The organism is Pseudomonas sp. Eth.TT006, from assembly GCF_054456575.1.
Genome location: NZ_JBTJEN010000001.1, coordinates 367,893 through 394,534 on the forward strand (window position 1 = coordinate 367,893; position 26,642 = coordinate 394,534).

General features: G+C 60.7%; 27 protein-coding genes. 10 read left to right on the forward strand and 17 right to left on the reverse strand.

The window, feature by feature from the left end; translation table 11 throughout:
• Positions 1-3: 3 nt before the first annotated feature.
• The 3 genes from ACXR0M_RS01700 to ACXR0M_RS01710 are packed head-to-tail and all read right to left on the reverse strand — an operon-like array spanning position 4 to position 7,147.
• Positions 4-2,718, reverse strand: a complete 2,715-nt coding sequence (locus ACXR0M_RS01700; RefSeq protein WP_458829327.1) for a putative virulence factor — start codon at positions 2,716-2,718, stop codon at positions 4-6.
• Positions 2,715-5,774, reverse strand: coding sequence for a virulence factor SrfB (locus ACXR0M_RS01705; RefSeq protein WP_458829329.1), 3,060 nt, complete (start codon positions 5,772-5,774; stop codon positions 2,715-2,717). Before ACXR0M_RS01705 ends, ACXR0M_RS01700 begins: the two co-directional genes overlap by 4 nt.
• Before the next feature lie 17 nt (positions 5,775-5,791).
• Positions 5,792-7,147, reverse strand: a complete 1,356-nt coding sequence (locus ACXR0M_RS01710) for an SrfA family protein (RefSeq protein WP_458829331.1) — start codon at positions 7,145-7,147, stop codon at positions 5,792-5,794.
• A gap of 268 nt (positions 7,148-7,415) precedes the next feature.
• On the opposite strand from ACXR0M_RS01710, the gene ACXR0M_RS01715 reads away from it, so the two are divergent.
• Positions 7,416-8,630 (forward strand): aldose 1-epimerase family protein, encoded by a 1,215-nt coding sequence (locus ACXR0M_RS01715; protein ID WP_458829333.1) that lies wholly within the window; start codon positions 7,416-7,418, stop codon positions 8,628-8,630.
• Here ACXR0M_RS01715 and ACXR0M_RS01720 read toward each other — a convergent pair.
• The 4 genes from ACXR0M_RS01720 to ACXR0M_RS01735 form a co-directional block, all read right to left on the reverse strand.
• The gene (locus ACXR0M_RS01720; RefSeq protein WP_458829335.1) at positions 8,627-10,120 is read right to left on the reverse strand and encodes a YifB family Mg chelatase-like AAA ATPase; all 1,494 of its coding nucleotides are present in this window, start codon (positions 10,118-10,120) and stop codon (positions 8,627-8,629) included. The two genes, ACXR0M_RS01715 and ACXR0M_RS01720, sit on opposite strands and share 4 nt — an antisense overlap.
• A 172-nt stretch (positions 10,121-10,292) precedes the next feature.
• Entirely contained in the window at positions 10,293-10,463 is a 171-nt protein-coding gene (locus tag ACXR0M_RS01725) for a hypothetical protein (RefSeq protein WP_458829337.1), read from the reverse strand.
• 34 nt (positions 10,464-10,497) lie between these two features.
• Positions 10,498-10,950 (reverse strand): N-acetyltransferase, encoded by a 453-nt coding sequence (locus ACXR0M_RS01730; protein ID WP_224794712.1) that lies wholly within the window; start codon positions 10,948-10,950, stop codon positions 10,498-10,500.
• Between the two features lie 542 nt (positions 10,951-11,492).
• On the reverse strand, positions 11,493-11,663 hold the full coding sequence (locus ACXR0M_RS01735; protein ID WP_458829339.1) for a hypothetical protein: 171 nt from the start codon (positions 11,661-11,663) through the stop codon (positions 11,493-11,495).
• Between the two features lie 205 nt (positions 11,664-11,868).
• Here ACXR0M_RS01735 and ACXR0M_RS01740 point away from each other — a divergent pair, with 205 nt between their 5' ends.
• On the forward strand, positions 11,869-12,138 hold the full coding sequence (locus ACXR0M_RS01740; protein WP_458829341.1) for a HigA family addiction module antitoxin: 270 nt from the start codon (positions 11,869-11,871) through the stop codon (positions 12,136-12,138).
• Positions 12,139-12,224: 86 nt separating this feature from the next.
• On the opposite strand, the gene ACXR0M_RS01745 is transcribed toward ACXR0M_RS01740, so the two are convergent.
• Entirely contained in the window at positions 12,225-12,485 is a 261-nt protein-coding gene (locus tag ACXR0M_RS01745) for an accessory factor UbiK family protein (RefSeq protein WP_041071977.1), read from the reverse strand.
• A 412-nt stretch (positions 12,486-12,897) separates the two neighbouring features.
• Here ACXR0M_RS01745 and glnK point away from each other — a divergent pair, with 412 nt between their 5' ends.
• From glnK to sutA, 4 genes are all read left to right on the forward strand, one after another.
• On the forward strand, positions 12,898-13,236 hold the full coding sequence (gene glnK, locus ACXR0M_RS01750) for a P-II family nitrogen regulator (protein WP_002555808.1): 339 nt from the start codon (positions 12,898-12,900) through the stop codon (positions 13,234-13,236).
• A 37-nt stretch (positions 13,237-13,273) separates the two neighbouring features.
• Positions 13,274-14,611: an ammonium transporter gene (locus ACXR0M_RS01755; protein ID WP_458829347.1), complete on the forward strand. Its 1,338-nt coding sequence runs from the start codon at positions 13,274-13,276 to the stop codon at positions 14,609-14,611.
• A 216-nt stretch (positions 14,612-14,827) separates the two neighbouring features.
• Positions 14,828-15,253, forward strand: a complete 426-nt coding sequence (locus ACXR0M_RS01760) for a secondary thiamine-phosphate synthase enzyme YjbQ (protein ID WP_458829349.1) — start codon at positions 14,828-14,830, stop codon at positions 15,251-15,253.
• A 102-nt stretch (positions 15,254-15,355) separates the two neighbouring features.
• Entirely contained in the window at positions 15,356-15,682 is a 327-nt protein-coding gene (sutA, locus tag ACXR0M_RS01765) for a transcriptional regulator SutA (RefSeq protein ID WP_016772583.1), read from the forward strand.
• Between the two features lie 191 nt (positions 15,683-15,873).
• Here the strand turns inward: sutA and ACXR0M_RS01770 are convergent, their stop codons facing one another.
• Genes ACXR0M_RS01770 through lptM form a run of 6 tightly spaced genes read right to left on the reverse strand, consistent with a single transcriptional unit; the run spans position 15,874 to position 20,486 of the window.
• Positions 15,874-16,584, reverse strand: coding sequence for an HAD family hydrolase (locus tag ACXR0M_RS01770; RefSeq protein ID WP_458829351.1), 711 nt, complete (start codon positions 16,582-16,584; stop codon positions 15,874-15,876).
• A complete protein-coding gene (gene xerC, locus ACXR0M_RS01775; protein WP_458829353.1) occupies positions 16,581-17,480 on the reverse strand; it encodes a tyrosine recombinase XerC in 900 nt (299 codons plus the stop codon). The genes ACXR0M_RS01770 and xerC overlap by 4 nt, the downstream gene beginning before the upstream one ends.
• Before the next feature lie 2 nt (positions 17,481-17,482).
• Positions 17,483-18,208, reverse strand: coding sequence for a DUF484 family protein (locus tag ACXR0M_RS01780; RefSeq protein ID WP_458829356.1), 726 nt, complete (start codon positions 18,206-18,208; stop codon positions 17,483-17,485).
• 13 nt (positions 18,209-18,221) lie between these two features.
• The gene (gene dapF / locus ACXR0M_RS01785; protein ID WP_458829358.1) at positions 18,222-19,052 is read right to left on the reverse strand and encodes a diaminopimelate epimerase; all 831 of its coding nucleotides are present in this window, start codon (positions 19,050-19,052) and stop codon (positions 18,222-18,224) included.
• Between the two features lie 3 nt (positions 19,053-19,055).
• On the reverse strand, positions 19,056-20,303 hold the full coding sequence (gene lysA, locus ACXR0M_RS01790) for a diaminopimelate decarboxylase (protein WP_458829360.1): 1,248 nt from the start codon (positions 20,301-20,303) through the stop codon (positions 19,056-19,058).
• A 9-nt stretch (positions 20,304-20,312) separates the two neighbouring features.
• Positions 20,313-20,486, reverse strand: a complete 174-nt coding sequence (lptM, locus tag ACXR0M_RS01795; protein WP_458829362.1) for an LPS translocon maturation chaperone LptM — start codon at positions 20,484-20,486, stop codon at positions 20,313-20,315.
• Positions 20,487-20,801: 315 nt separating this feature from the next.
• Here lptM and cyaY point away from each other — a divergent pair, with 315 nt between their 5' ends.
• The 3 genes from cyaY (at position 20,802) to rnk (ending at position 22,023) form a co-directional block, all read left to right on the forward strand.
• The gene (gene cyaY, locus ACXR0M_RS01800) at positions 20,802-21,134 is read left to right on the forward strand and encodes an iron donor protein CyaY (protein WP_458829364.1); all 333 of its coding nucleotides are present in this window, start codon (positions 20,802-20,804) and stop codon (positions 21,132-21,134) included.
• Between the two features lie 4 nt (positions 21,135-21,138).
• Positions 21,139-21,357: a DUF1289 domain-containing protein gene (locus ACXR0M_RS01805; protein ID WP_458829366.1), complete on the forward strand. Its 219-nt coding sequence runs from the start codon at positions 21,139-21,141 to the stop codon at positions 21,355-21,357.
• Between the two features lie 255 nt (positions 21,358-21,612).
• The gene (gene rnk, locus ACXR0M_RS01810; protein WP_458829368.1) at positions 21,613-22,023 is read left to right on the forward strand and encodes a nucleoside diphosphate kinase regulator; all 411 of its coding nucleotides are present in this window, start codon (positions 21,613-21,615) and stop codon (positions 22,021-22,023) included.
• Positions 22,024-22,030: 7 nt separating this feature from the next.
• On the opposite strand, the gene ACXR0M_RS01815 is transcribed toward rnk, so the two are convergent.
• The 3 genes from ACXR0M_RS01815 to ACXR0M_RS01825 form a co-directional block, all read right to left on the reverse strand.
• Complete coding sequence (locus ACXR0M_RS01815; protein ID WP_458829369.1) at positions 22,031-24,874, reverse strand: class I adenylate cyclase; 2,844 nt, start codon at positions 24,872-24,874, stop codon at positions 22,031-22,033.
• A gap of 183 nt (positions 24,875-25,057) precedes the next feature.
• Positions 25,058-25,303 (reverse strand): TIGR02647 family protein, encoded by a 246-nt coding sequence (locus ACXR0M_RS01820; protein ID WP_458829371.1) that lies wholly within the window; start codon positions 25,301-25,303, stop codon positions 25,058-25,060.
• Between the two features lie 195 nt (positions 25,304-25,498).
• Positions 25,499-25,783, reverse strand: a complete 285-nt coding sequence (locus tag ACXR0M_RS01825) for a hypothetical protein (RefSeq protein ID WP_458829373.1) — start codon at positions 25,781-25,783, stop codon at positions 25,499-25,501.
• 123 nt (positions 25,784-25,906) lie between these two features.
• On the opposite strand from ACXR0M_RS01825, the gene ACXR0M_RS01830 reads away from it, so the two are divergent.
• On the forward strand, positions 25,907-26,566 hold the full coding sequence (locus tag ACXR0M_RS01830; RefSeq protein ID WP_458829375.1) for a glutathione S-transferase family protein: 660 nt from the start codon (positions 25,907-25,909) through the stop codon (positions 26,564-26,566).
• The last annotated feature ends 76 nt before the right edge of the window (positions 26,567-26,642 follow it).

Below are 26,642 nucleotides of genomic sequence, written 5' to 3' on the forward strand. Positions count from 1 at the left end.
TGCTTATCTCGCTGCGAAGGCGCTGAGCACTTGGCCCAGTCGTTCGTTCTGTTCAGGGGTGATTTCGCGACCGGCACCATGGCCGGCGTTGTCCAGCGTGATGTAGGCCAGGCCCGAGAGCCAGTCGCCGAGAAACAGCTGCGCCTGGTTCGATGGTTGTGCCGGCAGCACTGGAACCTGTCCCGGACCGATGTCGGCATAGAACGAAAACAGCGGCGCCTTGGCTCCGGCGCGACTGTTCGGGCGTTCGCTCACCGGTTTCTGGATGTAGCCGAACCAGGAAACGAAATCACGCAACACACGCTGGACTTCCAGGACTTGGCGTTCGACCAGTTGATCGCGGCGTGCGCCGCTCTGTGCACGTTTGAGTACGGCACGGCTCAGCTGACCCGGCAAGTCATGGCGGTAACCGGCGGTGATCAATTCATCGACCACGGCCTCGAGCAAGGCTTTTTCCAGACCCAGCAGGTTAAGCAGGCTTTGCCGGGTGGTCAGTTCGCGCAGGTGGGCAATCCACGCTTTGAACGCCGCTTTGGCGAAGCGATGCTCATTGCTTTGCAGCTCCGGCGCTGCGCTGGCGGGTTTGCTGTTGACCGGTGCACTGTCCTGCGCGAGGTCGCCACCGAAGTCGAAATCGAAACCGGCGTCGTTGCCGTACAGGCTCTGGCTCGGCGGGGTGCTGACCGGTTCATCGCTGGCGGCCGGCTCGTCTTCGGTTTCGTAGACGCCGCTGAGGTACAGGTCGCGCACTTCTTCGCTGCGCATGTCGAGCTGGTCGATCAGTTCGCCCAGCACCGCCGGACGCCGACCCAGGCCGGACAGAATCATCTGCGCCTGGGCTTTCTTGGCCGCCGCCGCGCCATCCCCGTCAGCGTGATACCAAGTGCTGAGGCCGTGGGTGGTCAGGCCTTCAAGGCACTCATCAAGCTGCTCGCGGATGCGCTGCAGTTTGAACTCGATATTGGCCACGCCGGTGAAACTGCCGCTGAAATGGCTGATGCCACCGTCATCGTTGCGCAGCATTTCTGCCCAGGCTTTGGCGGGATTGGCGACGTGTTTGCACACCAGCGCATTGCTGGCGAAACTGCTGCCCAAGGCTTCGACGCGCGCCTGGTAATTACTGTTGAGGCCGGTTTCGGCGCCATTGGCGTCCTGCACTATGAACGCCGCGTCCATGCGTGGCTTGCGCACCAGGAAGGTGTTCTGGAACGGCTTGCCGGCCCAGTCGTTCATCCAGTTGAGGCTGCCGAAGCGCTCGAGCATGGTCAGCTTGACCATGCCGTTCCAGCTTTCGTCATATTGATCGGCGGTCAGGCTCAGGGAGTTGGTCACGCGCAGGTCGAGCATGGTCAACGCCCAGATCAGCCCGGTCGCGCGTTTGCTGCGCTCGGCGGCATCGGCACCCTGGGTCTTTTCGATCCAGCGCGTCAGCACCGGACCCACGTCGTTGACGTCACTCTGCTTGGTCGAGCCGGTGCAGACCACCAGTGCGTTCATTTCCTGATTGTCGGTGTAACGCTCGAACAGGTAGGCCACCTTGCCGCGCAGAATCAACTGCGAAACCGAGTTGTCCTTGGTCGCCGACTCCGGGTCGCTGGAGTCGGCAATCTCGTGGAGCTTCTTGCGTCCGCGATAACCGGGGAAGTCGAGCAGATCGACCTGATTGACGATGTCGTCCGCCGGCGGCTCGATCAGGCCGAAGGTCATTTCCGCGGTCAACGCCGCCAGCTGCGCCACCGGGATGCCCTGACTGTTTTGCAGACGGCCGGCGACTTGCGGGCGCACATCGATCGGCAAATCCGCCGGGCTGCCGAAGCGCTCGAGAATGTCGACGTTCATGATGCTGTCGCGCTGGCTGTAAGTACCGTTCTCGAACGTCACCAGGGCCTTGAGCGGCGCGAACACGGTTTCGGGCAGGCCAAGCTTGTGCAGCGCGCCGGCCAGTTGCTGATACACCCGGGTCAGTTCGCGTTGCTCACCCCAGAGGATGGCGAACAGCTCGGCACGTTCCTGGTAGTTCAGGCGTGGCGCCAGTTGCAGCGCTTTCGGCCAATAGAGGTGTTCGAGCTTTTTCACCGAGTTACGGAAGTTGTCCCGCAGGTAATCCCACAGCGACACCAGATCGTCGGCGTTGACCCCCGGTTGCAATGGCCCGTTCTCGCGGCCTTCGAAGGGTTTCAGCACGCGCTGGATGCGCGCTTCGTCGATCTCGTAGGAAATCCGTTCAAGGTCGAAGTCCTTGAACCAGGAGTTGGCGAGAATCTTCGCCAGCTCGATTTCCTTGAACAGCGTCAGCTCGACCGGGAACTGTGGATCTTTACTCGGCGTGGCACGGCGACTGAAGCGCGTCACCAGACCGGTTGCCTCCTTGCCGCCACCGACCGGGTTGATGTGCCGGATGAAGTCCAGGCGCTGGCCGCCGTAGTCGGTCTCGAGCTTGCCGTTCTGACCGGCCGCAAGGGCCGAGATCAGGTACGACTTGCCGGCCTGGGACAAACCGAAAAAGCCGATGGTCATCGGCGTGCAGGCCACGCGACCGAGGCTGTGAGCCAGGTTGCGGGCGCGATGCAGGCGGATGTTCAGGTTGTCGGCTTCGCTGTCCAGGCGCGGCGCGTTGCCGCGCGTCTGGCCAATCCAGTCCAGTGCCTGACCGGCACCTTCATAAACCGCAGCCCATTGGGCAGAGAGCTGGCGTTGCTCGGGGGTCAGGTCGTTCATTTGCGTTTCACACTTCCACTGTCGAGCCAGTACTTGGTCTCGCTCAGGCCGGCGTCGAGCATGGTGTTGAGTTCCAGTTCGAGGTCGCTGCGCGGGTTGAAGCTGACATTGTTGCTGTTGGATTCAATGGACCGTACCGAGAGGCGGTCGCTGACCAGCGCCTGGGTTTTCGTGTATTTGTCGGCGGACTTGACCTCGAACCGCACCTTGAGCAGCGGCGCGCTGCCATTTTCACCGACCGCGCGGGAGAACTTGTCCCGGCCCGATCTGGTGAAACGCAAGGTGTACAGCGGCGAGGCCGACCAGCGATCAGCTGCCAGCTGGCGAAAGCCCAGACGCAGGTCGCCGCGCATTTCCAGCTGCGGCGTATCGGCTTCTTCGCCGACACCGATTTCCGGCAACTTGATCTTGTAGTCTTCGGACTGGATGTCGCGGTACAGCACGTCGGCATCCTTGATCACGTTGTTCAGGTCGATCACGCCGATGTGCTTGACCGTCGAATACGGTTTCAGCGCCGAAGAGCGGAAGTAGAAGTTCGGCACGCTGTGGTTGGCGCACAGCAGGCAGAGCATGGCGCCGACCGACGCGGTACTTTTCGGATCGTCGATGCGGCCGTTTTTGTGGAACGGGTACCAGCCGCCGGTGCGATAGTTCTGCAAGGCCAGAATGCGCCCCGGTGGTAGCGGCAGGACCTTGCGGATAAACGCCTGAATGCCTGGCAGGCGCGAAGGGCGGCCAGTCAGCAGGAGAACGTCGCACGGGTACTGCGCGACCACTTCACACAGCGCACCGAGGATCTTGGTGATATTGATCTGATCGTTGAGAAACGCCGCGTGAAGCTTTTGCAGGTCGAAGCTGATCGGTGCTTCGTACAGGTCGAAATTGCTTTGCCCGCCGACATCGCGGCGCACGGCGGCATTGACGTATTCGAGTACGGTCTGGCTGATTGCATGGTCGCCGAGCAGTTGTCGATAGCTCTGCGGCGTGACTTCCTGCGGAACCTGCGGATCGTAATGCTCGTAGGCCTTGAGCAGCGCCAGGCCAAGTGGCGAGAACACCTGCAGGTTCAGTTGCTGGCGCAGGATCACGTCCTGGGCGCTGACCGATTCGTCGCCACACAGACGTGACATCAGCGAATCCGGCGCCTTCACCCCGGCGTTCTGCAGGGCTTTCTCGAAGCTCGGCAGAATGAAGTCCTGAATCACATCGAGCAGGATGTCGTCGCCAGCCACTTTGAACCCGTCGCGAAAGCGCTGCTCGGGAACGATGTGCACGTTGCTGCCGCTGCCGGTATTGCCGGCGCGGTCGAGGCGGTAATCGGTGATGACCAGGTCCGTGGTGCCACCGCCGATGTCGATGGTCGCCAACGTGATGCGTTCGCGGTCGGTCTTGTCAGGTCGGGCGATGGTGTCGAAAAACTCCTCCGGGTGACCGGCAAAGTTCTCGTTGACCTCGGTGTACAGATAGACCAGCTGGCCGCAGGAGGCTTCGTCCCATTCGACGCGGATGCTCGGGATCGGCGTGCGCGGGCTGACGCCTTCCTTGACGTGCGGATCCTCTTCGCCGGCGTGCCAGCCGAGGCTTTTCCACACCAGACCGATGGCCTGGAGCATGCGCTCGTTGAGAATGCTGCGCTCGGCCTGAGGCATCCCCGGCGGCACGGTGAGGGTAATGCTGTTGAGCTGACGCGGTGAGCGGGTGTGCCCCTGACGTGAACGTTGCGCCGGGCTGTTGATTTGCGACAGCGCTTGCGCCAGCACTTCGGCGAGCATGAAGGTCATCAGCGAACTGCGCGAATAACGCGGCATGAACACCGGCAAGCGGTCATCTTCGTCGAGGCTGTAAAGCGCCTCACCGGTTTCATTGATCAGGTGCGAAAACGGCGCAGCGGTGGCGTAGGGCTCGTTGTCGGTCTTGACGTACGAGCAGTTGAAACGCCAACCCGGCGCGTAGGCCTTTTCGTCCCACAAATAGCGTTTCGGACTCGACAGTCCGGTCGAACCTTCAGTGCCGCGACGGCGGCTGGCAAGGCGACCGGCCTCATTGCCGACGCGGGCGATCGTTGCCCACTGGAACGCATCGTGCCGACCACTCTTGACCGAGCAATGGTCCTTGCCGAAGTTCGCCTGGGCGAACTCGACACGGCTTTCGAACGGCTGATTGTAGGTGTGTTCCGGTGTGATCAGGTCGCGCAGCTCCAGCACGTAATTGTGCTTGAGTCCGGAACCGGCCTGGCCATGGTTCTCGATCAGAATGCCGCAGGTGCGCGAGTTGCCGACGTCGAGAACCAGGTCAACCGGAATCGATTGACCATTGGCTTCATTGGCGACCACTTTGAGTTCCGGGATATCGACTTTCGGCCGGGCCGTCGACTGCATGGCCGATGATGGTTTGCCCAACAGGCTCAGTACATTGAGGTAGTGCGCCAAGTGGTGGCCGGCGCGAATGTCGATGTCGAGTTCTTCGCGCGAACGATGGCCGTTACCCTCGTTGAACAACTCGAGCAGCCATTCGTTGACCCATGGCTGGGCCAGGAACCAGCGGGTCTCACTGGCCTTGGTCGCCAGTTTGAAAGAGACGCCGGAGCTGATGTCCTCTTCATTCGGAGCCAGGTAGGCGGTGCCGTCACGCTTGGGCATCACGCGGCTGTCGAAGGCCATCGTCAGGCGATGGGTGTTGCCGTCGATGTCGGGCGCAGCCAGTTTCACCAGACGCATGCGCGACCAGTTGCTCGGGCCTTCGTCAAAGCGGTGCGGCGGCATGAAGCGGAAAAACGGAATCGGCAGCCAGACACCGTCGAGCAGGTCGAGGCTGCTTTTCATGTCGAGGCTGAACGCTGGCTTGGCCTTCTCGATCTTTTCCGGTTCGGGCTCGTAAAAGAAGAAGTCTTTCTCTTCGTTGTACATCAACCGGCAGACCAGGCCGCTGATCATCGGGGCGAACTCGCCCGCCGGTTCCTTGCGCGGATCCAGGCGCAGGGCGAAATCCATGAACTGGATGCCGGTGTCACTGACGAGCGTGACGGTGTCTTCGAATTGGGTGACTTCAGGCAACATTTCGCGTTATTCCGTGCTTATTCGCCCATCTGCCGCATGGACATGGGGAATTGATCTTTGCCATAACCGCCGGTGCAGTCGGCGACCGTGGTCGCTCCCTTGCGGCAGTTGACCTTGGGCATGTCGTAGGTGCTGCCATCGCCGCACACGGCCTGGCCCTGACTGTCGATGGCGAGACTGCCACCCTTCATGGAGGCGGCGACCGGGCCGCTGCACTTCGAGCCATCAGCCTGATGCACCGTGACTTCGCCCTTGCCGTCCTTGAACTGGTATTCCAGGCGTAGCGGTTTGCCGGTTCGGCGGTCTTGAATGCCGGCGCCGGCGCGGTATTGGCCATCGAGGAAGTCGGCGGCACCGTCTGCCGCATTGGGCGGAATGCTCAGAGCCGGGCCCGCTTTGGCCGCAGCGGCTTTTTCAGCCTCTGTCGGTGGCGCGGGTGGCGCAGTCGGGTTTTGCGCCGCATCGGCGGGTGTTTCGGCAGGTGGATCCTGGCTCACACCGGCGTTCTCGGCGGCGGTTTGGTTGCCGTCGACTGCCGGGACTTCTGCGGGTTGTGTAGCGAGCACTGCGGCGCCGGTGTCGACGCCAGTGCCCGTACCCGTCACTGGAACGCCATTGAGCGTGGTCGCGGTGCCGACTGGCAGTGGTTCGACCTGTCGCTCCACGGGCACGACGCCCTCCGGCAACAAGTCAACGGCCACCAGGGGAATCGGCACGCAGCCGCGCAAGCCGAGCAACAGCCACAACAACAGCAGCAGAAGCGGCAGCAGCAAGAGCCACCACCAGCGCCGCCACCATGGACGCGCCACGACAGGAACCACCGGCGCGACTGGTGCCGCGACCGGTGCCGGTGTTTCGGGAGGCAAGGTGAAAACCGGCGGAACCTGATACAGGCAGTGCAGCGGATCGCGATTGCGGTCAGCACCGGCATGCTCGAAACCCCAGAAGGTCAGCACCGGTTTGCCTTGCACCAGGTAGACAAAGTTTTCATCGGGGAAATGGATGACGCGCTTGAGCAACTTGCCGAACACGGCTTTGTCGCCTTGCTGCGGTTCCTCGGAGTCAGTGCCGAGGAAACGCTGACTCAATTCTTCGAGTGCTGTTTTCAACGCTTCGAGCTGGCGACGCGCAGGCGCGCGCTCTTCTTCGGTCGCGGCACTCCACGGGATCACATCGCCGTCGATGCCGCTGTACCAGTCGATCTGATTGCCGAGTTCATCGCTTTGAGGAATGGCCAGGTGATCGACCAACTCGGGGTTCTTGCGGCGAATCGCTTCGCGCAATTGCAGGGCCGCCCGGTAAACGGGTTGGCCTGTTTCGCCCAAGGCAGTGAATGACCCGCTCTTACCGCTGCGTAGTAGTGCCCCGCGCATCCATACTCCATATGTTCCGTTGCGCAAATGACAGGCGGAAATGCCTGTGCCTTGCTCCTGCATTTAGCTGGCGACCTTAATGTCATTATGATGTCGCCGTCAATCAGCCGATAGGCCAAAACCGCATGAGGCTAGCCTAACCACGCGAAGCTCGCTCGGGATTATTTTGCCATTCACCAAAGAGCGGTTTGGATACAGGTTTTTTGCGCTTGCTGAAACGATTCATCAGCGCTATAAAATCTCTACAACTCCAATAAAAGGCAGCCTCATGACTTCGCTCAAAATCGCCGTTGCGCTCGCCACCCTGGCGGCGGCCACCCAGGCCATGGCTTGGGATTACGTCCTGCTCGACAGCGACAAATCCGCGCAGAACTGGTCCGTTACCAGTGAGCAGCTGGGCGTCAAATCCGACAAAGCGTTTTCCGTGACCCTGCGCACTCTGCATGGTGGTCGGCAGGAGGGCGTAAGCATCGTCGACATCGATAACGGCACCATGAAGCTCTCGGTGGTGCCGACCCGTGGCATGAATGTGTTGCAGGCCTCTGTCGGCGACGTACGCATGGGCTGGGATTCGCCGGTCAAGGAAGTGGTCAATCCGGCCTTTATCGAACTCAATGGCCGTGGCGGATTGGGCTGGCTGGAAGGCTTCAATGAGCTGGTGACCCGCTGCGGCTACGAATGGGTCGGCCATCCGGGTATGGACAATGGTGAGTTGCTGACCCTGCACGGGCGCGCCGCGAACATTCCGGCGAGCAAGGTCACCCTGCACATCGACGAAAAACCACCCTATGCCATCAGCCTGCGGGGCGAGCTGAAAGAGCAGGCGTTCAAGAAAGTCGATTTCTCGGTGGCCACCGAACTGGTCACCGTGCCTGGCAGCACCGCGTTCGCGCTGAACGATACGTTGACCAACAATGGCGACTATCCGAAGGAATATCAGGCGCTGTATCACAGCAACTTCAGTACACCGTTTCTTGAGCAAGGCGCCCGTTTCATCGCGCCGGTCAAACAGGTGTCGCCCTTCAACGACAAGGCCAGGGCTGAACTGGCCGACTGGCAGACCTACCGCGCGCCGACCAAGGATTACGATGAAACGGTTTATAACGTCGTGCCCTACGCGGATGCCCAAGGTCAGACGCTGACTGTTCTGCACAACAAGGCGGGCAGCCTCGGCGTTTCCGTCGGCTTCAATACCCAGCAGTTGCCGGTGTTTTCGCTGTGGAAAAATACCGATACCCAAGGGCAGGGCTATGTGACGGGTCTGGAGCCGGGCACCAGCTTTTCCTACAACCGCCGCTATCAGCGGCCGTTGAACCTGGTACCGACCATTGCGCCAAAGGCCAGTCAACAATTCCAGATCAGCTACAGCCTGCTGGCAAACAAGGGCGCTGTGGATAACGCGTTGAAGCGCGTGACCGAGATTCAGGCCGGACGCGAAACCGAAGTGCGGCAGGCGCCGTTGGTGGATCTGACCGAGCATTAAGGCGTCGCCGGGCGGTATTGCAGCGCCTCGGCCAGATGCTCGCGCTTGATTGCGCCGACTTGCTCAAGGTCGGCCAGGGTGCGTGCGACCTTGAGCAGCCGGTGTGCTGAACGTAGCGACAGCGTCAGGCGCTCACAGGCTGACTCCAGCCACTGCTCATCGGCTGTGGATAACTGGCAGTGCCGCTTCAGTCCGGACAGATCGAGACACGCATTGGCGCAACGCTGACGCTTTTGCTGGCGCTCCCGCGCCTCGGCCACCACGACTGCGGCGCTGGCACTGTCCTCGCCCGGTTTCGCTGCCGGATTCAGCGCGGTCGCCTCCCGCGCTACTGTCAGGTGCAGATCGATGCGGTCGAGCAAAGGCCCCGACAACTTGTTGCGATAGCGCTGGACCATGTCCGGTGTGCATGAACACTTGCCGCTCGGCTCGCCAAGATAGCCACAGGGACACGGATTCATCGCCGCTACTAATTGAAAGCGCGCCGGAAAGCGCACGCGATCCTTGGCGCGGGCGATCACGATGTGCCCGGATTCCAGCGGCTCGCGCAGGACCTCAAGCACCTTGCGATCAAACTCCGGCAGTTCATCGAGAAACAGCACGCCATGGTGGGCGAGGGTGATTTCGCCGGGTTGCGGTTTCGAGCTGCCACCGACCAGAGCCGGCCCTGATGCCGAGTGGTGCGGCTGGCGAAACGGACGTTGCGGCCAATGCGTCAGCGGCACGCCACTGGCGACCGATTGAATCGCCGCCACTTCCAGGGCTTCGCATTCGGACAGCGGCGGCAGCAGCCCCGGCAGGCGACTCGCCAGCAAGGTCTTGCCGGTTCCCGGTGGCCCGCTGAACAAGAGGTTGTGCGCGCCCGCTGCCGCAATCAGCAACGCCCGTTTCGCGGCCATCTGTCCCTGGACTTCATTGAGATCGGGATAAGGTTTCGCCGCATGGATCAGCCCGTCCGACACATATGGCTCGACCGGCGTGTGACCGTTGAAATGCGCCACCGCCTCCAGCAGATGATCCACCGCAAACACCTTAAGTCCGGAGGCCAGGCACGCCTCCTCGGCATTCGCCCGCGGTACCACCAGCGCCCGTCCGGCCTTGCGCGCCGCCAGTGCTGCCGGCAACACCCCGCGCACCGGGCGCACCGCCCCGGACAACGCCAGTTCACCCAGACATTCCACCTCGTCCAGCGTCAGACACGGCACCTGCACACTCGCCGACAGAATCCCCAAGGCAATCGCCAGATCAAACCGCCCGCCATCCTTGGGCAGATCCGCCGGCGCCAGATTCAAGGTGATCCGCCGCGCCGGAAACTGCAGTCCGGAATTGATGATCGCGCTGCGCACCCGATCCTTGCTCTCCTTCACCGCCGCTTCCGGCAGGCCGACCATGGTCAGTGACGGCAGACCGTTGGCGAGATGGACTTCGACGGTGACGGCGGGGGCTTCGACGCCAATCTGGGCGCGACTGTGGACGATGGAGAGGGACATGGTCGTTCCTTGAGCTGAATCGGGGAGCCGCTTCCTGCGGGTTTTTGAAGGGTAGTCTGGGGAGAGAGCGTTGGTCGGACAGTTTTAAGGGCTAACTTTCACTGGATGTTGCTGAAGGCACTAATCCTCAGGCATAAAAAAACCGCCTGTCAGGCGGTCATTTTTGCGGTACTCAGGTTCCACCACCGGCGAGCCAACCATCGGGCTCCATTTCCTTGCCATAGGTCGCGGCTATTTTCAGAAAATGCCGCTGGCTGGCTGAAACTCTGTCCGGTAAACCGAGTGTCTCGGTACCTGGTTTGGAAACCCGTGCCGGTTGGGTTTTCTGCTTCTTCTGCTTCATAAACACCTCACGTGCCTGGATGTTTGATTCGATCTTATTGGTCGTCCAATGGAAAGACAAGGCGACCGGTTGTATCAAAATAAAATCCCAGCGTCTGATAGTAAGGGATGGCGCCTGAGTCTGGCTCTTGTACTTCGATTTGCGTGCACCCCAGCTTCCGGGCGTAGAACTCTGTTGTCAGCAATGCCATCGGAGCGATCCAGCCCCGCAAGGTATTTGTCTTGCAGGTGTGTCCCTGCAAAAGGACGATTTTCATGCAGATCGTGCTTCTTCGCGGCGTTGCGTAGCACAGTCCGCACAGTTCTTCTTCGTACCAGAACGCCAAGTCCAGCCCTTTTGCATCTTTGGTCTTCCAGTCCAAAACAGCGTCCCAGGGATACCCAACGGGGCCGGTCCACTGGTGGAACGCGTTGATTGCTACTGGAGTTATCGGATCGATCCTGAGTGATAGAGCATCAACTCCAGCTGCCAGAGCTTCTGGGTCCATGGACATTGTTTGATGTGCAAGTTTGCGCGATTCAGATTTGAGTGTCTGATTTCGAAGCTCGGTACCTTTGCCTTTTCTTCGCATCGTCTTGTTCTGTCGGGATCAATATGCAGACGATATCGAAGACATTGATGCTTACGTAATCAGACGTAGGGGACGGTCATCGTAGGACTGTGCTTGCGTTAGTGAAGGACGTTGGAGATGACCAGTTCATGGTGTGAGAGGGTGGAGAGGCAATACTTTATGTCGGCATGGATGAGGGTTTTGCGGTGCTCTTGATCGTAAATGAGCTTTGACTCCTGAGCGGTACTGAAGGATCCTCCCGCTCAAGGACTGCAACTGCGCATTCGTCGGGACTGGGCACCAGTAAAAGCTCCCCCGCATTTTTGGCAGCAGAGAAAGCTGGTTTCTCTGAAGTAGTGACGACGGGCTAGCCTGTCGGATTCTGAACCCACGGCCGTAAAGCCAGGAGCTAAAGAATCGCTGCGACTATTCCTTCGAACAAAAAAAGGCGTCCTATGGACGCCTTTTTTATTTTTCACTCAGGATTTTCTACCGGCCAGCGCGCCGCTTGGCTCAAGCGCTGGCCCACATGTAACAGCAACTTCAATAAATCGCCGTTGGTTGGCTGACATATCCCCAGCCAAACGGAGTGCTTCGAGGTGCAAATCAACAATCTGAAATAGCTTTTCCTTCCTCTTCTTGTCCTTCACAGATACCTCCCTCTTGATGGGCGTATTTCATTTGCCAATGTAATGACATGCCTAAGGGCTGCGTAATTAGGCGCAGACGCTGATGTTTGTAGGGCCATGCCCTAATAGTTGTAGGACGCCGGCGAAAGGGGGGGGGGTGAAGGTCTTGTATCCGGGAGTCGGATGCTCCAGTTTGGCCAATCAATACAGCCTCTGGAGGCGAAAAATGGACCGCAATGGTATGCGCGCGATTCATCCGGGCGAGGTTCTGTATAAGGAATTCATGGAGCCGTTGGGCATGACTGTCATGGATCTGGCCACGCCCACGAACTGGCACGAAAGCGAGATCGAAAAGCTTGTGAAATGCCAGTTGATGATCTGCGCAGATCTGGCAATCAGACTTGCTGTTCATCTCAAGACTACGCCTGAGTTCTGGATGAATCTTCAGTCGACTTATGAATTGCGCAGGGCTCAAAGCAGGCGTGCGGGCTTTTAGCGATGAAGCGTGTAGGACGTTTACCGGGATGAAAGGCTGGAGATCAAAAGATCGCAGCCTTCGGCAGCTCCTACAGAGGGCGCGGATTATTCAGCGGGCGGCGTCAGCCTGGCTTCGAGCTCGGCGACTTTGGCTTCGAGGCTTTCGAGGCGGGCGCGGGTGCGGGCCAGGACGACCATCTGGCTGTCGAATTCTTCGCGGCTGACCAGGTCGAGTTTGCTGAAGGCACTCTGCAGCAGCATCTTGAACTGGCTTTCGATTTCGGCTTTCGGCAGCGGGGTGTCGCCGCTGAAGAGGCGGGAGGCGGTGCCGCTCAGGGCGTCGAGGAAGTCTTTGGGCGCGAGCATGGAAGGTGTCCTGTAAACAGTGGCCGGCAGTGTATCACGCAGTGTCTATAGTCATTGTTGCAGGCACCGATGCACGCTTTTCGCGCAGATGGACGCACAGTGGCGCACCGTTGTTGTGCGTAACCGTCGGTCGATTTTCGCGCCAGTGCCTGCGGTAGCGGCCAAAGGATTGAAATCAGGGGAATTTGGCGAGATGGCAAGCTTTCTGCTTAGTCGGTAGTGACCCATGCACTGATGCAGTCGCTGTGACGAATGCAGTGCGGCAGACGGAGCGGGAGTTTCGTCAGCAGCGGTTAGCTGGCGTCAGTCGGGCAGGTAAGGCCGACGATGCGTTACAAAGCCAGGCACTGCGCTTAGACTTGAGTCGGGTTTGTTTTCCTGGGGCAAGTCCACCAATTCGGGAGAGAGTTTCATGAAGCTAGTCACTGCCATCATCAAGCCGTTCAAGTTGGACGACGTGCGCGAGTCGCTGTCCGAAATCGGCGTGCAGGGCATTACCGTTACTGAAGTCAAAGGCTTCGGCCGGCAGAAGGGTCACACCGAGCTGTATCGCGGCGCGGAATATGTGGTCGATTTTCTGCCCAAGGTGAAAATCGACGTGGCCATCGACGACAAGGATCTGGATCGGGTTATCGAAGCGATAACCAAGGCGGCCAACACCGGCAAGATCGGTGACGGCAAGATCTTCGTGGTCAATCTGGAACAGGCGATTCGCATCCGTACCGGCGAAACCGATACCGACGCGATCTAAGCGCCGCCACAAACCCAACGCCCCAGGAGAAAACAATATGACTCTGCGTAAATTCGCAGGGCTAGGCGCCCTGTTGTCCATCGTAATGCCCGGCCTGGCCATGGCGGCAGATCCGGTGGCGCCTCCAGTCCTCAATTCCGGCGATACCGCCTGGATGCTGACCTCCACAGCCCTCGTGCTGTTCATGACCATTCCCGGCCTCGCGCTGTTCTACGGCGGCATGGTGCGGTCGAAAAACATTCTTTCCGTGATGATGCAGTGCTTCGCCATTACCGGTCTGATCAGCGTGTTGTGGGTCATTTATGGCTACAGCATCGCGTTCGACACCACCGGCATGGAGCAGGGCGTCGTCAACTTCAACTCCTTCGTCGGCGGCATGGGCAAGGCGTTCCTGGCCGGTGTCACCCCGGCGAGCCTGACCGGCCCGGCCGCGTTGTTCCCTGAGGCGGTGTTCGTCACCTTCCAGATGACCTTCGCGATCATCACCCCGGCGCTGATCGTCGGCGCGTTCGCCGAACGCATGAAGTTCTCCGCAATGCTGATTTTCATGGGCGTGTGGTTCACCCTCGTCTATGCACCGATCGCGCACATGGTCTGGTCCGGTAACGGCGGCCTGCTGTGGGACTGGGGCGTGCTCGACTTCGCCGGCGGCACCGTGGTGCATATCAACGCCGGTATCGCCGGTCTGGTAGCGTGCCTGGTACTGGGCAAGCGCAAAGGCTTCCCGACCACTCCGATGGCGCCGCACAACCTCGGTTACACCCTGATGGGCGCAGCGATGCTGTGGGTCGGCTGGTTCGGCTTCAACGCCGGTTCCGCCGCTGCCGCCAACGGCACCGCCGGCATGGCGATGCTGGTCACCCAGATTGCAACCGCGGCTGCCGCGCTGGGCTGGATGTTTGCCGAGTGGATCACCCACGGCAAACCAAGCGCACTGGGCATTGCCTCGGGTGTGGTTGCCGGTCTGGTGGCAATTACTCCGGCTGCCGGCACCGTGGGCCCGATGGGCGCACTGGTGATCGGTCTGGCGGCGGGCGTGGTGTGCTTCTTCTGCGCCACCACCCTGAAACGCAAGCTCGGTTACGACGACTCCCTTGACGCCTTTGGCGTGCACGGTATCGGCGGTATTCTCGGCGCGATCCTGACCGGTGTGTTCGCTGCGCCGTCGCTGGGTGGCTTCGGCACCGTGACCGACATCGCTTCGCAAGTGTGGATTCAGTGCAAAGGCGTCGGCTTCACGGTGATCTACACCGCGGTCGTCACCTTCATCATCCTCAAGGTACTGGATGCCGTGATGGGTCTGCGTGTGACCGAGGAAGAAGAGTCGGTTGGCCTGGACCTGGCACAACACAACGAACGCGGCTACAACCTGTAAGTACGCGTATCAAAAAAACTTGCCCGGCTTGCCGGGCATTTTTTTGTCCGGGATTTGTCATTGAAAGGCGGGCTGAAAGGTTTTTTCCTACGGCTTTGGCCGTGTTTTCGATTCGCTTTTTTCTGCGGCCAATGGCTTACATCATCGCGGGAATATTAGGCTCTTTGTTTTTTCCCAGAGCGCGCTAGAATGCGCCCCGAACGTGCGGAGAACTGTATGTGGCAACAGACTCTGATAACCCTGCGGGCACGGCCCCGGGGCTTTCATCTGGTAACGGACGAGTTACTCGCCGGCCTGCCTGAACTCAAGGCGTGCCGGATCGGTCTGTTGCATTTGTGGCTGCAGCATACCTCGGCGTCGTTGACCATCAACGAGAACGCCGATCCGGCGGTCCGTCGCGACTTCGAACGATTTTTCAATCGTCTGATCCCACAAGGAGCAGACGGCTATGAGCATAACGACGAAGGCCTGGACGACCTCCCGGCGCATTTCAAGGCCAGCGTGCTGGGCTGCCAGATCAGTTTGCCGGTAGCGGCGGGACGGCTGGCACTGGGCACCTGGCAAGGCGTTTATCTGGGCGAGCACCGTGATCATGGCGGTGCCCGTAAAGTCCTCGCCACCTTGTACGGTGAAGGGGCGTAAACCGCTGATCATCAGCGGTTACCGATTTTTTTCCGGCGACTTTCGACAGTCGCCAAAGCTGGTCTATAACTAATCTGCTTTTCGCAAGTCATGAGGTAGAACATGAGCGACGATGATCTGGAAAACGACGACCTCGAAGTAGGCGACGAAGACGAGGCCGAGGAAGGCCTGGAAGCAGCAGCGGAAGACGTTGCTGAAGACGATGGCGGTGACGATACGCCGGCCCCGGCTGCCAAAGGCAAAGCCAAGGCTGCGGTGTCGGTAGACGAGTTGCCAAGCATCGAAGCCAAGAACAAGGAGCGTGACGCCCTGGCCAAGGCCATGGAAGAATTCCTTGCGCGCGGTGGCAAGGTGCAGGAAGTGGAGGCCAACGTGGTCGCCGATCCGCCCAAGAAGCCGGACAACAAGTACGGCAGCCGCCCTATCTGAGGCGTGCCACTTGCTTGCTGAAAAAGCCCGCCGTCGCTGCGGGCTTTTTCATGCCTGGAATAAACATCTGAAGGCGATGCGGACCTTGTGGGAGCTGGCTTGCCAGCGATGGCGGCCTGCCAGACAACATTGATGCTGGATGTGCTGGCCTCATCGCTGGCAAGCCAGCTCCCACAGGGAATGATGTAAATTCAGGATGAGAGTCGGGAATTCCAATTCGCCAGTACCGCTGGCAGATCCGTGAGGCTACGAATCTCGGCGTCCGGCAGACGATCCGCCTCCCAGGCCTTGCCCGCCGGGTTGAACCAGATCGCCCGCATCCCGGCCTGCTGCGCCCCGGCAATGTCATCACCTGGATGATCACCAATGTGCACCGCCCGGTCAGCGCTCACGCCACCACGCTGTAACGCCTCGTGAAACAGCCGCGCATCCGGTTTCGCAATGCCGATGTCCTCGGCGCACAAAGCGAATTTGAAGTAGTCCGCCAGGCCCAGGCGACGCACATCGGCATTGCCATTGGTGACCACGCCCAGGGCGTAATGGTTGGCGAGAATCTCCAGCACGGGCTCGACTTCAGGGAACACTTCGATTTGATGCCGCGCATGCAGAAACACTTCAAAACCCTTGTCTGCCAGGTCGGTTGCTTCGCCATGGGCGTATCCAGCGTCCTTCATCGCGTGAAACAACACTCGCCGACGCAGAGCGCTGATGCGATGTTTCAACCCCGGTTCATTGGCCAGCACCCGCTCGCGAATCGCCCACAGATGCTCTACCGGTACAGTGCCGAGGTTCGGCGCATGTTCGCTCAGCCATTCGCGCAGTACCGCTTCGGCGCTGACAATCACCGGGGCGGTGTCCCACAGGGTGTCGTCGAGGTCGAAGGTGATCAACTGGATGTTCATGAATCGTCGCCTTTGCTGCGTTTGGCCCGTGGGTGGGCGCTGTCGTAGACCGCCGCCAGGTGCTGGAAGTCCAGATGGGTGTAGATCTGCGTGGTCTTGATGTCCGAGTGGCCGAGCAGTTCCTGCACCGCGCGCAGGTCCTGCGAGGACTCCAGCAAATGACTGGCAAAAGAATGCCGCAGCATGTGTGGATGCAGGTTTTGCCCCAGTTCACGCTCGCCAGCGAGTTTGACCCGCACCTGAATCGCGCGCGGACCGAGACGGCGGCCTTGCTGACTGACAAACACCGCGTCATCCGCCGGATTGGTCATCGCCCGCAGTGGCAGCCATTGCTCCAGCGCTTCGCGGGCCTTTTTGCCGACCGGCAGCAGACGGGTCTTGCTGCCCTTGCCGAGCACCTGAACCATGCCGTCCGCCAGGTCGAGCTGATCGAGGTTGAGCCCGGTCAGCTCGGACAGGCGCAGGCCGGAAGAATAGAAAAGCTCGAGAATCGCCTGATCGCGCCGCGCCAGAAAATTATCCTCGACCGCACCTTCAAGCAGTTGCAGGGCGCGATCGGTGTCGAGGGTTTTCGGCAGGCGCCGCTCGCCTTTCGGCGGGGCCAGGCCGGTGGCCGGGTCGTGGTCGCACAGGCCTTCGCGATTGAGATAGTGATAGAGCCCGCGTACCGCCGAAAGCAGGCGGGCGAGGCTGCGCGAAGACTGGCCCTGCGCATGCAAACGGGCGATCAGGCTGCGCAGACGCTGAATATCCAGCGCGGCCCAACTGCCGATGTTCTGCTTGATGCACCAGCCGAGGACTTTATCGAGGTCGCGGCGGTAGGCCGACAGGGTGTGCGGCGACACCTGTCGCTCACTGCGCAGGTGCTCGCAGTAAGCGTCCAGTTGCCGTTCCATGTTCAGCGTACCGAGCGCAGGGAGTTGTTGACCCGTGGCAGCACGCGACCCATGACTTCAGCGATGTAGCTCAGGAACAGCGTGCCGACCGAACTCTTGTAATGCTGCGGATCGCGGCTGGCGATCGCCAGGATGCCGTGAATCCCCTGGTGGCTGACCGCAACCACCGCAGTGGAGCCGATCTGCTTGCGCTGCTCTTCGCCGAACAGGAAGTCCAGCTCATGTTCACGCAGGGTGCCGCTGACGCTTTTGCCTTCGGTGAGCAGGCCGCCAATTGCGGTTTGTGCGTCGGCGTGAGTGACCCAGCGGCCGACCGGCGCCGGGTTGTCTCCGAGCAGGATGAGGCTGACAAACGGCACCTGAAAGTCCTGGCGCAGGCTGTCTTCGACGCAGATCACCACGTCTTCGAGACTGGCGGCGTCCATCAGCGCCAGGATCAGGCGGCGGGTCTTGTCGAACAGGCGATCATTGTCGCGGGCCACGTCCATCAACTGCGAGAGGCGGTGGCGCATCTCGATGTTGCGGTCGCGCAGAATGGTCATCTGCCGTTCCACCAGTGACACGGTGTCACCGCGCCGGTGGGGAATGCGCATGGCGGGCAGCAGTTCTTCGTGCTCGACGAAGAAGTCCGGGTGAGCCTCGAGGTACGCGGCAACCGCTGCCGCCTCCAGGCTCTCGGACGCGGATTCGGCGGACTGTCGGGCGGGTACCTGAGGCTTATCGGTCATGGCTTCTGCTCACTCAAAGACGCACTTGTCCTTCGTATACACGCACTGCCGGACCGGTCATCAGTACCGGTTGGCCGGGGCCTGCCCATTCAATGGACAGACGCCCGCCGGGCAGGTCGATCAACAGCGGCGAATCCATCCACCCCTGACTGATGGCCGCCACCGCCGCCGCGCAGGCGCCGGTACCGCAGGCCTGGGTTTCCCCGGCGCCGCGTTCCCATACGCGCAATTGCGCGCGGTGGCGGTCGATGACCTGGAGAAAGCCGACATTGACCCGCGCCGGAAAGCGCGGATGGTGTTCGATTTTCGGCCCCAGCTCATGCACTGGTGCGCTGTTGATGTCCTGCACGCGCAGTACCGCATGCGGATTGCCCATCGACACGGCAGCCAGTTCGACCGTGGTGCCATCGACTTCCAGCTGATAGCTGGTCGCCTGCGTCGGTGCGTCGAACGGAATGTCCGCCGGCACCAGGCGCGGCGCGCCCATGTTGACGCCGATCTGGCCGTCGTTGCGCACGTCCAGCTCGATGATCCCGCCCTTGGTCTCGACGCGAATCTTGCGCTTGGCGGTCAGACGCTTGTCGAGCACGAAGCGCGCGAAGCAGCGTGCACCGTTGCCGCACTGTTCCACTTCCGAGCCGTCGGAGTTGAAAATCCGGTAACGGAAATCCACGTCCGGGTTGCTCGGCGCTTCGACGATCAGCAACTGGTCGAAACCGATACCGGTGTGCCGGTCGCCCCATTGCTTGGCGTGTTTGGGCTGAATATGCGCGTGCTGGCTGACCAGGTCGAGAACCATGAAGTCATTGCCCAGGCCGTGCATTTTGGTAAAACGCAGCAGCATGGGTTACTCCGGCAGCAGGCTTTCGCCGGCAAACAGCTCGGCCACGGTTTCGCGGCGGCGCACTTCAAAAACCTGATCACCGTCTACCAACACTTCAGCGGCACGGCCACGGGTGTTGTAGTTGGAACTCATCACGAAGCCATAGGCACCGGCCGAATGCACGGCCAGCAAGTCGCCCTCTGCCAGCGCCAGTTCACGATCCTTGGCGAGGAAGTCGCCGGTTTCGCAGATCGGGCCGACGATGTCGTACGGGCGCGCGGCGGTGTCACGCGGCTTGACCGCGGTGACGTCCATCCACGCCTGATACAGCGCCGGGCGGATCAGGTCGTTCATCGCCGCATCGACGATGGCGAAATCCTTGTGTTCGGTGTGCTTGAGGTACTCGACCTGAGTCAGCAGCACGCCGGCGTTGGCGACGATGAAGCGGCCCGGCTCGAACACCAGCGCCAGATCGCGTCCGTCCAGACGCTCGCGCACAGCCTTGATGTAGTCGCCAGCCAGCGGCGGCTCTTCATCGCGATAACGCACGCCCAGGCCACCACCGAGATCGATGTGGCGCAGGTGAATGCCGCAATCGCCGAGGCGGTCGACCAGATCCAGCAGGCGGTCGAGGGCGTCGAGGAACGGCGGCAGGGTGGTCAGTTGCGAGCCGATGTGGCAATCGACACCGATCACTTCCAGGTTCGGCAGGTGCGCGGCACGCACGTACACGTCTTCGGCGTCAGCAATGGCGATGCCGAACTTGTTCTCTTTGAGACCGGTGGAGATGTACGGGTGGGTGCCGGCATCGACGTCCGGGTTCACTCGCAGCGAGATCGGCGCGCGAACGCCCAGCTCGGCGGCGACCACTTGCAGGCGCTCGAGCTCGTCGGTGGATTCGACGTTGAAGCAGTGCACGCCGACTTCCAGGGCGCGGCGCATGTCGTCACGGGTCTTGCCGACGCCGGAGAACACGATCTTGTCCGGGCTGCCGCCAGCGGCCAGCACACGTTCCAGCTCACCCCGGGAGACGATGTCGAAACCGGCACCGAGGCGGGCCAGGACATTCAGCACACCCAGGTTGGAGTTGGCCTTGACCGCAAAGCAGACCAGGTGCGGCATGCCCGTCAATGCATCGGCGTAGGCCAGATACTGGGCTTCGATGTGTGCGCGGGAGTAAACATAAGTGGGCGTGCCGAAGCGGTCGGCGATGGCGGACAGCGCCACACCTTCCGCGAACAGCTCCCCGCCACGGTAGTTAAAAGCGTCCATGGCGATCCCTTATTGGTAAACGTCGTGCTTGTGTGCTTTGGACGGCTGCTTTTGCGAGGTCTGGGCTTGTTCGGCCGGGTCCTGATCGTCATCCGGCAGGTACAGCGGGCCTTTTTGACCACAGGCCGAAACGAGGCAGGCAACCGCGACGAGCGCAGCAAGGGAAGAGATCAGGCGCTTCATGGCGAAATCCTTGAAAATGCGTTAATTGCGCCGGAGTATACCGGCCACCCGGCAGCTTGCCTATGTGATGGCCCTCCCGTCTGGCGGGGCTGGTGCGTGAGTACTTGATTACCCTGTGGGAGCGGGCTTGCTCGCGAAAGCGCCGTGTCAGTCGGCATTGATGTTGAATTTGCCGACGCCTTCGCGAGCAAGCTCGCTCCCACAGGGGCAGCTCTGGATGGGAAGCGGCGCTTGGTCGTTATCCTTTGCAATCGGCCGGCAGCCTCCGTATCTTGCGGCGCTGAGCCTGATCCGACATTTTTTGAGGTTGCCACAATGAGTTTGTCCGAAGCGCGTTTCCACGATCTGGTCGATGATACCCAGGAAAAACTGGAAGACATCTTTGAAGAAAGCGACCTTGATATCGATCTGGAAAACTCGGCAGGTGTCTTGACCGTCAAGTTCGAAAACGGCTCGCAACTGATTTTCAGCCGTCAGGAACCATTGCGTCAGCTGTGGCTGGCGGCGGTGTCCGGTGGATTCCACTTCGACTACGACGAAGAAAGCGAGCGCTGGATGTGCGACAAGAGCGAAGAGCAGCTGGGCGAAATGCTCGAGCGCATCGTCAAGCAGCAGGCTGGCGTCGAATTTGATTTCGAAGGCCTGTGATTTCGTGACCGATAGTGCTCCTGTCCGGCCGCCGAAGCCGCTCTACAGTAACGTCAGTCCGGCGGTGCCGTCGCCATGCACCGGTGTCTGCCGGCTGGACGAACAGAAAGTCTGTCTCGGCTGCGCGCGACATGTCGAAGACATTCGCGAGTGGCGTTCGGCGGATGATGAGCGCCGGCGAGTGATTGTTGCCCAGGCTGTTGCTCGCAGATCCTTGGCCTGACTCAACGCTGTGGTGAGGGGATTTATCCCCGATAGACTGCGCAGCAGTCTCAAAAGCCTGGGGCCGCTGCGCGACCCATCGGGGATAAATCCCCTCGCCACAGAGGTTGCACGGTGTCCGGCGGTGACTTGTATATTTTTTGAGCTGTGATAGTGTCCGGACACGCCTCAACTCATCGAGGCCTGGTGAAAACCCCGTCTTTTGTGGCGGGGTTTTGCTTTTTTTGTGTGCAGAAGAAAGGAGTCTGCCCGGATCATGACCGCACCTTCCATCACCCTTACCCGTCTGGACGTGCAACGTCTGGAGCGCCTGATCGACGGCCTGGATGACACGCTGCCGGGCGTGATCGCGCTGCAAACCGAGCTGGACCGCGCCGATACCGTGGTCGGCCACGAAGAAGTGCCCGCCGATGTCGTGACCATGAATTCCCGCGTGCACTGCCGCGAAGAGGGCAGTGGCAAGGACTATCACCTGACGCTGGTCTATCCCAAGGATGCCAACGCCGATGAAGGCAAGATCTCGATTCTGGCGCCGGTCGGCAGCGCGCTGCTGGGCCTGAAAGTCGGGCAGCACATCGACTGGCCGGCACCGGGTGGCAAGACCTTGAAACTGACCTTGCTCGAAGTCGAATCCCAGCCGGCCAACGGCGGTGATTTCCGCGAGTAACCGCGCCTCAGACCTGTTCGAGTGCCTCGTTCAGGGCGCGCTCCAGGTCGGCCTTGTAACGCAGATACAGATTGCTTGAACTCTGACCATCACCGAGCAGGCCCGACAGGTCGAGGTCGGTGATGTAGCAGCGATAGCGCTCGGTCTCGCGGCGTTGCTCGACGATCTCCCCGGCGACCACGCGGAACAGCTGGTCGCCATGTTCCAGTTCGCTGAATTCCCGTTGATTGCAATACAGCGTGACCTGCACTTCTCCGGGTGCGGCTTTGCCGATGATCGCCTGCACGTCGTAGAACGGTTTGTTGACCGGTGTCTGCGGCGCCGGCCGGGTTTCGACCCGTCGGGCGCGGCCGGGGCCTGAAGGCAACAACTGGTAATACAAAATCTCCAGGCTGACCGATGGGCTGCTGTCCATGGGCAGCAGTGCTTCACGCCGGTACTGGATCGATTGCAGGAACCGCTGCAACGGCACCAACAGGCTTTGCTCGTCGTGATACGGCAAATGCTGCTGCCACAGCGCGTTGTACTCATCCAGCACGTACAACTCGGCCTGTTGCTCGGTGATCCGGTAGAACACCTGAATCGCTTCCGGCTGGCCCATCGGCAGGATCAACGCCAGGTCGTGGTCTTCCAGCGCCATCGGATCGAGGTGCAGCGGGCTGTAACGTGCCTGTTCTTCGCCGAGGTAATCCAGCAGCGCCGGCAATGTCGCGAGGGCGACATGGTTGACCTGGCCCGGCACCAGCTCCAGCACGTGGTAGTGCTGTTGCACCTGAATCAGGTAGCGATGGTTCAACTCGCTGAGTAGCAGGGTTTGCGCGGTGTCGACGATCTCTTCCACGCGTCTGGCAATGAACTGCGCGCGGTTGTGGCAGAAACAGCGCACTTTCAGAGAGGGCTGTTGCCTACCGCGCGGCAGATTGTTCAGGTAGTCGCGCAGGCAGTCGAGCAGCGCGTGCGGGCCGTCGAAGCGATTGACCAGCACCTCGTTCCAGCTGTTGAGCGTGACCTGATCGAGGGTCAGCACAAGGTTTTCGCGCACGCCGGCGTAACTCAGCGAGTCGGTGCGCTCGGTGGTCATCAGGATATTCAGGTCGCGGTGATGCTTGAGTGGATCGACGCCCACGTTGACCAGCATCAGCACCTCGCTCGGCACTGCGGCACGCAGTAACGGCTCTTCGGCGACAGTGGGCAAGGGCAGGGCAATGCACTGTTGCAGGCTGCCGAGCAGGTTGAACAGCTCGAACTCGCTCAGGTCGCTGTCGCCCGGATGCAGGGCCAGACGGGTGCTGCTGTCGATCACGCCGTTGCGATGGCACCAGGTGAGCAGCTCGAGCAGTTCGCGGCTGCGCTTGATCGGCGCGAAGTGTTCCCACTCCAGCGCGGTCAGGCTGCCGTTGTACAGGCCCCATTGGGTTTGCCCCGGCTCTTTCTTGTTCGGCGCCTGCACCAGGGTCAGGGTGTCTTCGGCCAGATCCGGGGCGATCCCGGGATTGATGAACTCGACCTTGTCGGCCTTGCGCTCGAAGGCTGCGTACAGGCGCCGGCCCAGCACGTTGAGATCGCGCTTGTTGATCAGGCTGACGGTCTGTTCGGTGCGAGCGAACTGAGTGAGGAAGCGATAGCTGTAATTCAGCTCATTGACCAACGCGCGGCGTTCGGCGCTGACCTGGCGGACTTTCCACTGGCTGCGACTGTCGAGCAGTGCCAGTTGGCGCTGGTCCCAATGCCATTCAATGGCCAGGCGTTCCAGCAGCGAGCGTTGCCAGCTCTGCGTGCGGCTGTTGCCGGTGAGCTTGCGGTTGACCTTGAGGTACAGCGCGCGGCGCACCAGCTCCAGGCGCTCCGGCTCATTGCGCGCGACGAGGTATTCCTCGATGCGCCGGTACACCACCATGTACGGATCCAGTTCATCCAGATCCAGTTGATTGGCAAACACCGCTTTTTTGAAGCGCAGGCTCAGGCATTGCACGTGCGGATGTTCGCTGGCGTAAACCTCGGTCAGCAGCAGTTTGAGCACCGACTTGTAGGGCGATTCGATGCCCTTGAACAGTTGCCACAGCCCGGCGCCGATGAACTCCCCCGGCGGGATCGTCGCCAAGTGGCCGAGGTCGAGGGTTTCGTCGGCACGGATGAAGCGCTTGGACAGCAAGGTGTGGGTGTACTGGTCGTAAGCGGTTTCTTCGTAGACCGGCACCAGCCACCAGATCGGCGTGCGTCCGGCGAGCCAGATCGCCGTGCGGTAGAACTCGTCGAGCAACAGGTAATGCTGGGTGCTGCCGCAGTTCTCGGAACTGAGCTGAGTGTCGCGTTCGCCTTTGACGAAGCGCAGCGGATCGATCAGGAAAAAATGCGCTTCGGCGCCTTGAGTCGCGGCCCAGGCTTCAAGCAACTGACATTTCTTGTGCAGCTCGGCCAGCTCGTTTTCGCTCAGCTCCGGCGCGTGACAGACCCACACGTCCATGTCGCTCTGATCGGCCTGGGCCAGCGTGCCGAGGCTGCCCATCAGGAACAGCCCGTGAATCGGCCGGGGCGGGTTGCTGCCGTGGCGCGGTTTATAGGAGAACGAGCGGGTCAGGCGCTGGGCTTCAGCGAGGGTATTGGCGTCCGGTTCGTAGCTGGACAGACCCGCCGGCGTGCTGCCCGACACATAACCGGGCAGCAGCGGATGATTGACGTGAAAGAACAGCGGCAGCAGCGTCAACACGCCTTGCTGGCGCGTCGACAAGCCTTCGAGCGCCCGGCCCAGGCGGCCCTCATTGAGCTTGAGAAAACGCGCGCGCAGTTGGCTGAGGACCTTGCGGTCGATGCCTTCGTCCAGATCAGGGCGGATTTCATGGGTGCGCGTCATGTCAGCTCAAACCGGCTCGCAGGCTCGGACGAAGAGGGTCTCGGAATGGGAGGCAGTTTAGCCGTTGCGCAGCGGGACTTTTAAGCTGAATTTGTTTTTTGACGTCAGGTTTTTAACGCGAGGGTCGGGCAGGCCCGCGGAAATCCCGTGGCAGGGGTTCCCGTGGGCGAAGTCAGGGGGGAATCAGGCGGTTGCCTGCTCTCTCAGAATGGTCAGCACGGTTTGCACATTTTGCGCGGCATCGCGACCGAGGCTGGTCAGATATCCGCCATCGGGCTGGTCGGTGAGTTCTTTTTCAAAGAGGCGTTGGGCGGCGGCAATGTGTTTTGGGGCAGCGGTCTGATGAATTTTCAGACCTTCCTGGGAACTGTCCAGGTTGAAGAGTGCGAGGACTTCCAGTTCGGCAACCAACTCAGGGGTAAGCGACATAAGGACTCCAGACTTTCTAGGAATTGGACGACAGCGCCCCTAAGGTGAACCCGCTGGTGCGGCATGTCCAGTGCTCAGCTCAGGGTTTTTGTCTTGAGGCGGATTCCAGTGTAGTCCCCATAAAAAAGATCGCAGCCTGCGGCAGCTCCTACACGATCCAATGTAGGAGCTGCCGCAGGCTGCGATCTTTTGATCTTAGGCTTGTTCCGGTGGCAACTCGGGCAGTTTGCGCAGCGCCGTCTCATACCACTCGGTATCGAACGCGCGATCTTCATCCAGCATCGCGTCAATTTCGTACGCCAGCACGTGGGCCATCAGATTGAGGATCTCTTCGCGCTCGACGCCCACCAGCGTCAGCTTGTTGAAGGTCGCCTTGGCCGCTGGCGGGTTGTCGCTTTCGATCTGGTTCTCGATGGCTTCGATCAACGTCGCTTCGGTGAACTCTTCTTCGTCGTTGTCGATGTCTGTCGGCTCGCTCATGGCAGGCTCCTCAAGGAAAGGCGCCAGTTTACCCGCATTCAGCGGCGTGATGCTGCTGGCAGGATCGCGTCCGGCGATCTATAACCTGTGCCTGCCCACCCCGCACGGCCTGGAGGCTATGTGATGTTCAAGCTCTATGGATTCGCTGTCAGCAACTACTACAACATGGTCAAACTGGCGCTGCTGGAAAAAGGCCTGGCGTTCGAAGAGGTCACGTTCTATCCGGCGCAGACCCCGGAATCACTGGCCATCAGCCCGCGCGGCAAAGTCCCGGTGCTGGGTGTCGAGGCCGGGTTCATCAATGAAACCGCGATCATCCTCGAATACCTCGAGCAGACGCAGAAGGGCACGCCGCTGCTGCCGAGCGATCCGTTCGAACGCGCGCAGGTGCTGGCGATTGCCAAGGAAATCGAGCTGTACATCGAGCTGCCGGGACGCGCCTGTTATGGCGAAGCATTTTTCGGTTCGGCGGTGCCGGAGGCGATCAAGGACAAAACCAAAGCCGAGCTGCTGCTGGGTTTTGCGGCGCTGAGTCGACATGCCAGGTTCGCCCCGTACGTGGCGGGCGACAGATTGAGCATTGCCGATTTGTACTTTCTCTACAGCGTGCCGCTGGCATGTGCGGTCGGGGAGAAGTTGTTCGGGATCGATTTGCTGGCGGAAATGCCGAAGGCCAAGGCGCTGCTGCAGCGACTTGAACAGAATCCGCATGTGCAAAAGATTGCGGCGGACAAGGAAGCGGTGATGCCGGCGTTTTTGGCGATGATCGCGGCGAAGAAGTGAGATTTGTAGCGCTCTGAAGTCAGCATTCGCGAGCAAGCCCGCTCCCACATTGGATCTGTGAACGTCACAGATCCAA

Coding starts and splice junctions, on each gene's coding strand:
- ACXR0M_RS01755 (WP_458829347.1), top strand. CDS start 13,274: ATGACTCTGCGTAAATTCGCAGGGCTAGGCGCCCTGTTGTCCATCGTA.
- ACXR0M_RS01700 (WP_458829327.1), bottom strand. CDS start 2,718: ATGAACGACCTGACCCCCGAGCAACGCCAGCTCTCTGCCCAATGGGCT.
- ACXR0M_RS01705 (WP_458829329.1), bottom strand. CDS start 5,774: ATGTTGCCTGAAGTCACCCAATTCGAAGACACCGTCACGCTCGTCAGT.
- dapF (WP_458829358.1), bottom strand. CDS start 19,052: ATGCTGCTGCGTTTTACCAAAATGCACGGCCTGGGCAATGACTTCATG.
- ACXR0M_RS01780 (WP_458829356.1), bottom strand. CDS start 18,208: ATGACCGATAAGCCTCAGGTACCCGCCCGACAGTCCGCCGAATCCGCG.
- ACXR0M_RS01715 (WP_458829333.1), top strand. CDS start 7,416: ATGACTTCGCTCAAAATCGCCGTTGCGCTCGCCACCCTGGCGGCGGCC.
- ACXR0M_RS01725 (WP_458829337.1), bottom strand. CDS start 10,463: ATGAAGCAGAAGAAGCAGAAAACCCAACCGGCACGGGTTTCCAAACCA.
- ACXR0M_RS01815 (WP_458829369.1), bottom strand. CDS start 24,874: ATGACGCGCACCCATGAAATCCGCCCTGATCTGGACGAAGGCATCGAC.
- ACXR0M_RS01830 (WP_458829375.1), top strand. CDS start 25,907: ATGTTCAAGCTCTATGGATTCGCTGTCAGCAACTACTACAACATGGTC.
- rnk (WP_458829368.1), top strand. CDS start 21,613: ATGACCGCACCTTCCATCACCCTTACCCGTCTGGACGTGCAACGTCTG.
- ACXR0M_RS01745 (WP_041071977.1), bottom strand. CDS start 12,485: ATGCTCGCGCCCAAAGACTTCCTCGACGCCCTGAGCGGCACCGCCTCC.
- glnK (WP_002555808.1), top strand. CDS start 12,898: ATGAAGCTAGTCACTGCCATCATCAAGCCGTTCAAGTTGGACGACGTG.
- ACXR0M_RS01730 (WP_224794712.1), bottom strand. CDS start 10,950: ATGGACCCAGAAGCTCTGGCAGCTGGAGTTGATGCTCTATCACTCAGG.
- ACXR0M_RS01770 (WP_458829351.1), bottom strand. CDS start 16,584: ATGAACATCCAGTTGATCACCTTCGACCTCGACGACACCCTGTGGGAC.
- lptM (WP_458829362.1), bottom strand. CDS start 20,486: ATGAAGCGCCTGATCTCTTCCCTTGCTGCGCTCGTCGCGGTTGCCTGC.
- lysA (WP_458829360.1), bottom strand. CDS start 20,303: ATGGACGCTTTTAACTACCGTGGCGGGGAGCTGTTCGCGGAAGGTGTG.
- ACXR0M_RS01825 (WP_458829373.1), bottom strand. CDS start 25,783: ATGAGCGAGCCGACAGACATCGACAACGACGAAGAAGAGTTCACCGAA.
- xerC (WP_458829353.1), bottom strand. CDS start 17,480: ATGGAACGGCAACTGGACGCTTACTGCGAGCACCTGCGCAGTGAGCGA.
- cyaY (WP_458829364.1), top strand. CDS start 20,802: ATGAGTTTGTCCGAAGCGCGTTTCCACGATCTGGTCGATGATACCCAG.
- ACXR0M_RS01710 (WP_458829331.1), bottom strand. CDS start 7,147: ATGCGCGGGGCACTACTACGCAGCGGTAAGAGCGGGTCATTCACTGCC.
- ACXR0M_RS01760 (WP_458829349.1), top strand. CDS start 14,828: ATGTGGCAACAGACTCTGATAACCCTGCGGGCACGGCCCCGGGGCTTT.
- ACXR0M_RS01740 (WP_458829341.1), top strand. CDS start 11,869: ATGGACCGCAATGGTATGCGCGCGATTCATCCGGGCGAGGTTCTGTAT.
- sutA (WP_016772583.1), top strand. CDS start 15,356: ATGAGCGACGATGATCTGGAAAACGACGACCTCGAAGTAGGCGACGAA.
- ACXR0M_RS01820 (WP_458829371.1), bottom strand. CDS start 25,303: ATGTCGCTTACCCCTGAGTTGGTTGCCGAACTGGAAGTCCTCGCACTC.
- ACXR0M_RS01720 (WP_458829335.1), bottom strand. CDS start 10,120: ATGTCCCTCTCCATCGTCCACAGTCGCGCCCAGATTGGCGTCGAAGCC.